Source organism: Streptomyces sp. WELS2 (assembly GCF_013870595.1).
Classification (GTDB): domain Bacteria; phylum Actinomycetota; class Actinomycetes; order Streptomycetales; family Streptomycetaceae; genus Streptomyces.
Genome location: NZ_JACBWZ010000156.1, coordinates 1 through 10541, shown reverse-complemented (window position 1 = coordinate 10541; position 10541 = coordinate 1). Strand labels below are relative to the sequence as shown.

Annotated in this window: 9 protein-coding genes and 1 pseudogene; 4 read left to right on the top strand and 6 right to left on the bottom strand. The window is 72.3% G+C overall.

Annotation, left to right across the window (positions count from 1 at the left end):
• A partial coding sequence (locus H5J33_RS12570) for a S8 family serine peptidase (protein ID WP_220212272.1) occupies window positions 1-667 on the bottom strand: 667 nt, incomplete at its 3' end.
• 700 nt (window positions 668-1367) lie between these two features.
• On the opposite strand from H5J33_RS12570, the gene H5J33_RS12565 reads away from it, so the two are divergent.
• Window positions 1368-1985, top strand: coding sequence for a bacterial transcriptional activator domain-containing protein (locus H5J33_RS12565; protein WP_181794986.1), 618 nt, complete (start codon window positions 1368-1370; stop codon window positions 1983-1985).
• Window positions 1986-2371: 386 nt separating this feature from the next.
• Here H5J33_RS12565 and H5J33_RS12560 read toward each other — a convergent pair.
• The 4 genes and pseudogenes from H5J33_RS12560 to H5J33_RS12545 form a co-directional block, all read right to left on the bottom strand.
• Window positions 2372-2962: pseudogene (locus H5J33_RS12560) on the bottom strand (DinB family protein); the annotation flags it as partial.
• A gap of 38 nt (window positions 2963-3000) precedes the next feature.
• Window positions 3001-3564, bottom strand: coding sequence for a TetR/AcrR family transcriptional regulator (locus H5J33_RS12555; RefSeq protein WP_181794984.1), 564 nt, complete (start codon window positions 3562-3564; stop codon window positions 3001-3003).
• A gap of 91 nt (window positions 3565-3655) precedes the next feature.
• Window positions 3656-5047 carry an amidase gene (locus tag H5J33_RS12550; RefSeq protein WP_181794983.1) on the bottom strand — a complete coding sequence of 464 codons (1392 nt, stop codon included), beginning with the start codon at window positions 5045-5047 and terminating at the stop codon, window positions 3656-3658.
• Window positions 5034-5243 carry a hypothetical protein gene (locus H5J33_RS12545; RefSeq protein WP_181794982.1) on the bottom strand — a complete coding sequence of 70 codons (210 nt, stop codon included), beginning with the start codon at window positions 5241-5243 and terminating at the stop codon, window positions 5034-5036. The genes H5J33_RS12550 and H5J33_RS12545 overlap by 14 nt, the downstream gene beginning before the upstream one ends.
• A gap of 228 nt (window positions 5244-5471) precedes the next feature.
• On the opposite strand from H5J33_RS12545, the gene H5J33_RS12540 reads away from it, so the two are divergent.
• Window positions 5472-6404 carry an MBL fold metallo-hydrolase gene (locus H5J33_RS12540; protein WP_181794981.1) on the top strand — a complete coding sequence of 311 codons (933 nt, stop codon included), beginning with the start codon at window positions 5472-5474 and terminating at the stop codon, window positions 6402-6404.
• A 115-nt stretch (window positions 6405-6519) separates the two neighbouring features.
• Here the strand turns inward: H5J33_RS12540 and H5J33_RS12535 are convergent, their stop codons facing one another.
• Window positions 6520-6666, bottom strand: coding sequence for a hypothetical protein (locus H5J33_RS12535; protein WP_181794980.1), 147 nt, complete (start codon window positions 6664-6666; stop codon window positions 6520-6522).
• 635 nt (window positions 6667-7301) lie between these two features.
• Between H5J33_RS12535 and H5J33_RS12530 the strand changes: the two genes are divergently transcribed.
• Together H5J33_RS12530 and H5J33_RS12525 are read left to right on the top strand one after the other, a co-directional pair.
• Window positions 7302-9611, top strand: a complete 2310-nt coding sequence (locus tag H5J33_RS12530) for a beta-L-arabinofuranosidase domain-containing protein (protein ID WP_181794979.1) — start codon at window positions 7302-7304, stop codon at window positions 9609-9611.
• Between the two features lie 207 nt (window positions 9612-9818).
• On the top strand, window positions 9819-10541 hold a 723-nt coding region (locus H5J33_RS12525), incomplete at its 3' end, for an MBL fold metallo-hydrolase (protein WP_399552815.1).

Below are 10541 nucleotides of genomic sequence, written 5' to 3'. Positions count from 1 at the left end.
CCGCCGCCTTGGGATCGGGCCGGACCCCCTGCCGCAGCTGCGCGGCCGTCAGCAGGGCCGCGGTACCGGCGACCGCCGGAGTGGCGAAGCTGCTCCCCGTCAGCGCTCGGACGCCGCCGCCCGGGACGGCTCCCTCGATGTCCTGTCCGGGAGCGATGACACCGTTCCTGCGGTACATCGCGCCCCAGTTGTTCATCTCCAGGGGCTCGCCATCGGTTCCCGACGCTCCCACGGCGAGCACCGACGGGGAGGCCGCCGGAACCTGGAGGCAGTCGCATCCGTCGTTGCCTACCGCGGACACCACCAGGACGCCTCTGTCGTCGCACAGCCCGAGCGCCCGCTCGAGCATGCCCTCGGACTTTCCGTCGGCGCTGCGCTGGCCACCGCTGATGTTGATGACGTGCGCACCGTGCTCGACGGCCTGCTCGATCGCCCGGGCCAGATCCAGCTGAGGGACGCGTCCCTCGGCGGAGTCCCGGAAGATCGGCAGCAACAGTCCGCGACAGCGCGGGACCATGCCCGTCACCGGACTGCCCGGCTGCCCGAACAGGAGGCTGGTGACGTGGGTGCCGTGCAGCGACATCAGCCCCTGCCCGGCCTCGTCCTGGACGAGCGTGTCGAGTCTCGTCAGGTCCGCACCCGTGAAACACGGATGGGACAGATCCACCGGCCCGTCCAGTACGGCGACGCACACCCGGGGGTCACGAGGAGGCCGTCCTCGTCGGCAAGGCCGTCGAGTACCGAGCGAACGTTCATCGGTCCACTTCTCCGCCGCGCGTCGGCTGCCGCCGAGCGGGCACGTACGCGGGAACGCGGGAGGGGAACGCCGGGAATCGAGGCGGCCGTCGGGTCCGGCCCCGGCTCCGGAGCGTTGCCTGAATCCGACCGTCGCAGGACACCGTTCCGCAGGCGTTGTCCGCACGTCCCGGCCGCGTCCGTACGGCGTGGCGGGCGTCTGTCCGGACTGCGACTCCTCTGGTCAGGACCGGTCCGGGACAGGCCGCGATTTTTCTCTCGCGGCTCGTGGTGCCGCATCGGCGGCCGACGCCTCATTGAACGGACAACAGAGCGGTCGGGGAGAGCCGTTTCGGGTCCGGCCCCCGCGCGTTGCACGAGCGTTCGAGTTGCGTGCCGAGCGCGTTGCCGGTGCGTTTCCGGTCCGGAACCGGGCACCGGAAAAGCGCGTGACCTGCACGGGTTTCCTCCGTGCCGGCATCCGGCCGACGCACACTGCACATGCGCCTGCCCCCTGCTGACGGCACAGTGGTGGAGTGTTTGGAAGCGATGCGCGTCTTCAGTTGCTGAAGACATTCGAACTGTCACACAACGGCCGAAGGATTCCCCTGCCCAGGGGTGCGCAGCGCCTGGTGGCCTTTCTGGCACTCCAGAAGGACGGCACCCAGCGGGCCTGGGCGGCCGAGCACTTGTGGCCCGACTGCACGCCGTACCGTGCGGCGGGCAATCTGCGGTCCGCCCTGTGCCACGCCAGACGGTCCTGTGCCGTGCCGGTCGTCGAGACCATCGGCCAGAGCCTCCGCCTGGCACCGACGGTCCGCGTCGACCTGCACGAAGCGTGCAGGGCCGGCGACGAGGTGACGTCCGGGCACAGCCCGCCCCCCGGAACCGAGACCGAGCTCATCGAGGCACTGCGCCAGGACCTGCTGCCGGAGTGGCCGGAGGACTGGCTGGTCATCGAACGCGAACGGTGGGACCAACTGCGGCTGCACGTCCTGGAAACCCTGGCCCAGCAGCTCCAGGAGACGCACCGGTTCGTTCCCGCGCTGCAAGTCGCCCTGGCGGCCGTGGGCATCGATCCGGTACGCGAGACCGCCCGGCGCATCGTCATGGAGGTACACATCGCGGAAGGCAATGTGGCGAGCGCGTACAAGTGCTACCGCGACTACAAGGAGATGCTCGAACGCGAACTCAGCATCTCCCCGTCGCAGCGGATGAGGGAACTCGTCGAGGAGTTGATGCCGAGATGAGGCGCGCTCCGGCTACGGACCGACCGGCCCGGCGGACCGAGACAACGGTACGCCGTCCCTCGGGCACCCGGTGAGGAGACCCGGGACGCCGTCATGGACTTCCAGAGGGAGCACCATCCGGTGTCCGACGGCAAGGCGGCCGGGACACCAGGCCGGGGCTGGCGAGGACGATCCGGCCCGGTTCCTCGGGGCACATGGTCCTTGGAAGATGTTCCGCCCGCTGAACCGGACCGGATGGCCGACCCTTCTGCGGGTGGTCTCCTGACACCGGCTCAGCCCGTCGGACGGTCCGGTGCCGCCGGCACCCTCCCGTTCGATTCCGGTGGATCGAGTTCCCGGACCTGCCGGTCCGACGGGTCGGCGCCGGCGGGGCGGGACCGGTCCCCGTCCGCGTCCCGGGCCACGCGCTCCAGCCGGCGGTGGTGGCTCTCCCACCAGGCCCGGTCCGCTGCCGGCAGGTTGTCCTGGCCCTGCGTGTACCCCGCGGACCCGTCGATGAGTTCGCGCACGATGTCGGCGTGCCCGGCATGGCGCTGGGTGTCGCAGACGACGCGCACCAGGACGTGGTGGAGGGTCACCTCCCGCCGCTCCTCGGGCCACCACGGGACGTGACCGGTCGCGTCGAGTGGCAGCGTCGCGATCGTGCCGTCCGCGTGCTCCCACGCCCGGCGGTACAGCCCCACGATCTCTTCCCGTGACTCCTCGGCGGTGGCCCACATGTCCGCGTTGGGCTCCGCCTCGCGCGTGTACCACCAGGGCGGCGGCTCCTTCTCGAAGAACGGGCGCCCGAAGGTGTCGCCGAAGTACGCCAGTTCCACGCCGGCGACGTGTTTGACCAGCCCCAGCAGGTTGGTTCCGGTGGGGGTCAGCGGGCGGCGGACGTCGTACTCGCAGAGCCCGTCGAGCTTCCACAGCAGCGCGTCCCGCGCCTCTTGCAGATATCGGAGAAGGTCCGCTTTCGGGTTCGGTTCGATCATGCCGGGCAGTCTTCCACCCGCCACTGACAACCGGGCCGTCACCGGCGGTTCGGGGTGAGCAGTCCTGTCACGAGCCGCCGGGCGTAGGAGGCGTCGAGTCCGTCCGGGCGGAAGAGGATGCGGTACATCAGGGGCGCCACGATGTGGTCCATGACCGCCTCGGTCCCGGGGGTGGGCTCGCCGCGCTCGGCGGCCCGGGTGAGGATGACGTCGATCTGCGCGGCGGCGTAGTCGGAGCACCGGCCGGCGTTGCCGCCGTCCGGGTCGCCGAGCAGCGCGTCACGGATGTAGGCACGGCCGGCGGGGGCGGCCATGTCGTCGAGGAACTGCTCGGCCCAGGCGCTCAGGTCGGACGACAGGGTGCCGTGGTCCTCGGGCTCGGTGTCGGGCCGCAGACGCTCCACCGCGACGTCCGACAACAGTTCCTGCAGGTCCCCCCAGCGGCGGTAGATCGTCGAAGGCGTCACGCCGGCGCGCTGGGCGACCAGCGGAACCGTCAGGGCGTCCCGGCCCAGCTCCGACGCGAGTTCGCGTACGGCGGCGTGCACGGACGCCTGGACCCGGGCGCTGCGTCCGCCGGGGCGCACCATCTGCCTGCTCATGGCAACCAGCTTAAAGCTCATTCATTGCGTCTGGCGCGGGCGGCCCGGCCGGGGCGGCCCGGCCGGGGTGGCCCGGCCGGGCCGACGGGTTTCAGGCCGCCGGTGCGAGTGCGGGGGCGGGCCGGGTCTGCTGGTAGGCGTGGCCGGCCCGCAGCAGCACGCCCTCGCCGAGCGGCCGCCCGAGCAGTTGCATGCCGATCGGCAGGCCCGCCCCGTCGAGGCCGACCGGTACGGTCAGGGAGGGCACTCCGGTGATGTTGGCGGGGGACGACAGGCGTACGTAGGCGTCGGAGACGTTCTCGACGGTGCCGTCGGCCCAGGTGATCGTCTCCTGGCCGGCCTTCACCGCGGTCGCCGGGACGGTGGGGGCGGCGATCAGGTCGACCTCCCGCAGCATGTGCGCCCACTCCCGCCGCATGAGGGTGCGCGAGCGCTGGGCCCGCAGGTAGTCCCCCGCGGGCATCAGTTCGCCGGCCTCGAGGAGTACGCGGACGTCGGCCTGGTACAGCTCCGGGACCGTGCGCAGGGTGCGCTCGTGGTAGGCGGTGGCCTCGGGCACCATCAAGCCCCACTGGGTGGCCTGGATGTAGCGGGTCATGGGGATCTCCACGTCGACGAGGCGTGCGCCGAGGGCTTCGAGCTGGTCGATCGCGCTCCGGACGGCGGTTTCCACCTCCGCGTCCACGTGCTCGAAGTAGTAGTTGCGGGGCACCCCGACGCGCAGCCCTGTGAGGTCCGTGCCGGCGGCCGGCCGGAAGTCGGTGGCGGGCGTGGTCAGGGAGGCGGGGTCGCGGGGGTCGTGTCCGGCGAGGACGGCGAGGACCAGGGCGGCGTCCTCGACGGTGCGGGTGATCGGGCCGACGTGGTCCAGTGACCAGGACAGCGAGGTGACTCCGTGGCGGGGGACGAGGCCGTAGGTCGGCTTCAGGCCGACCACTCCGTTCAGCGCGGCGGGCACCCGGATCGACCCGCCGGTGTCGGTGCCCAGGCCGAAGGTGGCGGTGCCCGCGGCGACGGCCACGGCGGACCCTCCGCTGGAGCCGCCGGCGACCCGGCCGGTGTCCCAGGCGTTGCCGGTCTGCGGGGTGGTCAGGCCGTAGGCGAACTCGTGGGTGTGGGTCTTGCCGACCAGGAGCGCGCCGGCCGCCGACAGCCGGGCGGCGACCGTGCTGTCGGTCCGCGCGCTGTGCCCGGCTCTGACCCGGGAGCTGGCCGTGGTCGGCACGCCGGCGACGTCGATCAGGTCCTTCAGGGCCATCGGGATGCCGTGCAGCGGACCACGGTGGCGGCCGGCCGCGATCTCGCGCTCGGCCTCCCGCGCGGCCCGGCGGACGCGTTCGGCGGTGACGGCGACGTACGCCCGAAGGTGCGGCTCCACCCGCTCGACGCGCTGGAGGACGGAGTCCGCCAGCTCGACGGGGGACAGCCGACGGGCCCGGATCGCCTCGGCCGCGACGCTCAGCGGGAGTTCACAGGGCTGCATCGTGCGTCTCCTGTTCGGCGCGGTAGGCGAGGGCGGGCGGGGTGTCGTCGAAGTCCAGCTCCCGCAGGACCGCGACGACGGAGTGGATGTGACCGGCGGTGGCCGCGACCACGGCGTGGCGGTCGGCGGGCAGCGGGAGCCCGGCGCGGGCGGCCCAGCGGGCCGCCTCCGCTGGGGTGAGTTCGGCGGAGGACATGGACGTTCTCCCTCGGAGCTGGAGTGGTCTGGGGGGGCTGGAGGAGGTTTCGAACGGCAGGAGCGGCGGAACGGATCCGGCACCAAAAGCCAAATGTTTGCGTTAACGGGACTCTAGGACCTACGGTTCCTTAACGCAAACCGATTGCGTTAAGCGTGTCGCGGAGTCCCGGACCCGGCGCCGGACCACGCACCGCCGCACGCCCCTCCCCAAGGAAGACGACCGATCATGAGCACTCCCCCGGCCACCGGCCCGACCGCCGTACCCTCCTGGACCGTGGGCGACCTCGTCGTCCACCGCGTCGACGAGGTTCCCCTGCCGCCCGCGACCGGACCGTGGCTGCTGCCCGGTGCCACTCCGGACCTGGTCACCGGGCAGGAGTGGCTGCGTCCGCACTTCGCGGACGACGCGGGGGTCCCGCGCCTGGACAGCCACAGCTTCGCCGTCACCGTCGCCGGGCGGCGGGTCCTGGTGGACACCGGCATCGGCAACGGCAAGGAGCGGGCCAATCCCGCGTGGCACGACCTGGACACCGACTATCCCGAGCGCCTTGCCGCCGCCGGGTTCCCCCCGGACTCGGTCGACCTGGTGATCCTCACCCACCTGCACGCCGATCACGTCGGCTGGAACACGCGGAAGGTGGACGGCGAGTGGGTCCCCACCTTCCCCAACGCCCGCCACCTCACCTCCCGCGCCGAGCGGGAGTTCTGGGCCGGGTACGACATGGAGGAGCCGCGCAGGCAGATGTTCCGCGACTCCGTGATCCCGGTGGAGCGGGCGGGACTGCTCGACCTCGTCGACGTGCCCGCGGAGGGCGTCCGGATCGTCCCGGGCCTGCGCCTGATCCCCACCCCCGGGCACACCCCTGGTCATCTCGCCGTCGAGCTGACCAGCCGCGGACAGAAGGCCCTGATCACCGGGGACTGCGTCCACCACCCGGTCCAGCTCGCCCACCCCGCCATCGGCGCCTGCGTCGACATCGACCCCGAACGGTCCGAGGCGACGCGCCGCTCGCTGCTCGGCGCCCTCGCCGACACCGAGACCCTCGTCCTGGGCACCCACTTCCCACCGCCCACCGCCGGCCGTGTCGTCACCCATGAAGGCGCCTACCGGCTCGCACCGGTCCCGGCCGGCGCACACCGGCTCCACGCCGGCGGCTGACACGGCAGAAGGCGGGCGGGTGCGTTCGGTGTGCCCTCGGGGTGCCGGGCGCGATTCTGCGGCAGCACGAGCAGGACGCCGCCCGGCGCCACCCACTCCATGACGCGTGCCGTCGTCACCGCCGACTGCGCACGTGGGACAGCGGGGCCAGATCGGCCTGCGCCTCGATGCGGGCCTCCCCGACCGGTCCGGCCACCACCTCGGCCTGCGGGCACGCCCGCACCGGCACGCGCCGCACGGGCTCGCTCGGCTCGACGCACACGACGCGCTCGAAGGACGGGGCGAGATACCGCGTCGTCGTGCCCTGGGCGGCGCCGATGTCCAGGAGCGTGCGCCGGCGGGCAGCCGATCCACCACCTGGCGCAGGTACGCGTGGGTGGTGGTCTTCTCGTCCGTCCCGGAGAGGACCGTGTCGAACGCTTCTCGACAGGCGTCGTCGTCCGTCCCCGTGATGCCCGCCCACGCGGCCTTCCCCGGTTTCACTTCCCACGCTCCCTCCACGCGCGGCGGCATGCCCTGCCCCGCACACCACCGGCGCCCTTCGGCGGCGCCACAGTGGCACGACAGCGGTGTCCGGCCGGCGGGAAACACGCCCGCGGACGCGCGGTGGACGGGGCGCGCCGGAGCGGACCCGGGCGGCGCGGCGTACGCCCCCTTCACGGGACGGACTCCGTCAGCGCGCCGCGTCGACGGCGCCCTCGGCGCCGGTCCCGGTGGGCGGGACGGCGCGGGGAAGTGACCACGGCGGCCGATTGCGTATGTCCATGACATTGACGGCCCGTCGGGCGCCCCACTATGTTCTCGACGATTTCGCGAACAACGTTCGATATCACGGACATTGGAGGTACGCGCCGCGCGTCCCCCACCAGCACGGGCTCCCACCGAAAGGGTGTGTCCATGTCCCCCTCCGTCAGCAGACGACGTCTCCTCCAGCTCGCCGGGGCCACCGCCGCGGCGTCCGCCGTGGGCCCCGTCCTCGGCGGCTCCGCCGCCCACGCGGTCGTACCCCCCGCCCGGTCCGACATCGGAACCCAGGCCTCCCCCTTCGAGCTCGGCCAGGTCCGGCTGACCGCGAGCCGGTGGCTGGACAACCAGAACCGGACCCAGAGCTATCTGCGGTTCGTCGACGTCGACCGGCTGCTGTACAACTTCCGCGCCAACCACCGTCTGCCGACCAACGGCGCGGCCGCCACCGGGGGCTGGGAGGCCCCCGACTTCCCCTTCCGCAGCCATGTCCAGGGTCACTTCCTCACCGCGTGGGCACAGTCGTACGCGGTGACCGGGGACGGCGTCTACCGGGACAAGGCCCTGTACATGGTCGCGGAACTGGCCAAGTGCCAGGCCAACAACGGCGCCGCCGGGTTCGGCGCGGGATACCTCGCCGGCTATCCCGAGTCCGACTTCACCGCCCTGGAGGCGCGCACGCTGTCCAACGGGAACGTGCCGTACTACACCATCCACAAGACGCTGACCGGTCTGCTGGACGTGTGGCGGTACATCGGCAGCACACAGGCCCGTGATGTGCTGCTGGCCCTGGCGGGCTGGGTCGACCGGCGTACCGGCCGGCTGAGCACCGCGCAGCTCCAGGCCATGCTGGGCACGGAGTTCGGCGGCATGAACGCCGTCCTGACCGATCTGTACCAGCAGACCGGCGACGCGCGATGGCTGACCGTCGCCCAGCGGTTCGACCACGCCGCCGTGTTCGATCCGCTGGCGGCGGGCGAGGACCGGCTGGCCGGGCTGCACGCCAACACCCAGGTGCCCAAGTGGATCGGGGCCGTCCGCGAGTACAAGGCCACGGGTGCGACCCGTTACCGGGACATCGCCACCAACGCCTGGAACTTCTGCGTCCACGCCCACACCTACGCCATCGGCGGCAACAGCCAGGCGGAGCACTTCCGGGCCCCGGACGCCATCGCCGCCTACCTGCGGCAGGACACCTGTGAGAGCTGCAACACCGTCAACATGCTCACGCTCACCCGGGAGTTGTTCGCGCTGACGCCGGACCGGGCCGAGCTGTTCGACTACTACGAGCAGGCGTGGCTGAACCAGATGATCGGCCAGCAGAACCCGGCCGACCCGCACGGCCACGTCACCTACTTCACCCCGCTCAACCCCGGCGGCCGGCGAGGCGTGGGCCCGGCCTGGGGCGGCGGCACCTGGAGCACCGACTACACCACCTTCTGGTGCTGCCAGGGCACGGGTCTGGAGATGCACACCCGGCTGATGGACTCCGTGTACTTCCACGCCGGCACCACCCTGACCGTGAACCTGTTCGTGCCCTCGGTGCTCACCTGGACACAGCGCGGCATCACCGTCACCCAGACCACCTCGTACCCGGCGGGCGACACCACGACCCTGCGGGTCACCGGCGACGCCGGCGGAACCTGGACGATGCGCGTCCGCATCCCCGGCTGGACCAGCGGGGCCACCGTCAGCGTCAACGGCGTCGTACAGGACATCGCCACGACTCCCGGCAGCTACGCGGCCCTGACCCGCGCCTGGACGTCGGGCGACACCGTGACCGTCCGCCTGCCCATGCGCACCGTGCTGCGCCCGGCCAACGACAACCCCGGCGTCGCCGCGGTCACTTACGGCCCGGTCGTCCTGGCCGGCGACTACGGCGACACCGCGCTCGGCTCCCTCCCCGCCCTGGACGTCTCCTCGATCAGGCGGACCAGCTCCACCGCGCTCGCCTTCACCGCCACGGCGAACGGCTCCCCCGTCGGTCTGGGCCCGTTCCACGACGCGCACGGCCACAACTACACCGTCTACTGGAACACCGGGGGCGTGGCGTCCGTCCGGCTCGCCAACGCGGCCGGCGGCCTGGTGCTGGGCATCCAGGACATGTCCACCGCCGACGGCGGCCGTGCGCTCCAGTGGAGCGACTCGGGCACCGCCGACCACGACTGGGAGATGGTCCCCGACGGTGACGCCGTCCGCTTCCGCAATGTGCACAGCGGCAAGGTGCTCGGCGTACGGGACATGTCCACGGCCGACGGCGCCGCCGTGCTGCAGTGGTCGGACAACGGCACCGCCGACCACCGGTGGATCCTGATCGACCAGGGCGACGGCACCTTCAAGATCCGCAACGCGCACAGCGGGAAGCTGCTCGGCATCGAGAACAACTCCACCGCGATGGGCGCCTTCGCGGTGCAGGCCCCGGACGACGGCACGGCCGACAACCGGTGGCGCGTCGTACGGTGACGATCCGCCGGTCCGTCCCGTGCCCGTCCGGTCCGGCGCCCCGGAGCGGAATCATCGCGCCGGGCACGGCTGTGACAGCACAGGCGTTTCACGTGACCCGGGGTTGTCATTAGCCTCGACCGCGTGAACGAAACCATCAACAGCACAGGGCCGGACCGGCAGGACCGCGCGGTCACCGTCCTGGGCGGCCCGACGGCCGTCATCGACATGGGCGGGCTGCGGATCGTCAGCGACCCGACCTTCGACGCGGCGGGCCCCCAGGGGTACCTCGCCAAGACCGCCGGTCCGGCCGCCGGCGAAGACGCGGTGGGGCCGGTCGACCTGGTCCTGGTCAGTCACGAGGCCCACCCGGACAACCTGGACGGGCGGGGCCGCGCCTTCGCGAAGTCGGCTCCGCTGGTGCTCACCGGGCCGCTGTCCGCGCGGCGGCTCGGCTCACCGGCCGTCGGCCTCGCCCCGTGGACCAGCCACTTGGTGCCCCGCCCCGACGGCGCCGGCGACCTGACCGTGCTGGCGGTCCCCGCCGTCCACGGCCCCGAGGACGGCGAGCGGGACGCCGACGGCAACGTCAACTGCGAGGTCACCGGGTTCGTGCTGTCCGGGCAGGGGCTTCCCACCGTGTACGTCAGCGGTGACAACGCCTCGATCCGCACGGTCGTGGAGATCTCCCGCCGGGTACCGGACATCGACGCCGCCGTCCTGCACGCGGGAGCGGCCCGCGTACCGGCGAAGTTCGACGGGCGGCCGCTGTCCCTGGACGGCCACCGGGCCGCCGCCGCGGCGGCCGTCCTCGGCGCGGACGTCGTCGTACCGGTGCACTACGACGGCTGGGCCCACTTCTCCGAAGGCCTGCCGGAGATCGAGCTGGCCTTCCACGAGGCCGGCCTCTCCTCCCTGCTGCGGGTCGCACCCCATGGCACCTGGACACCG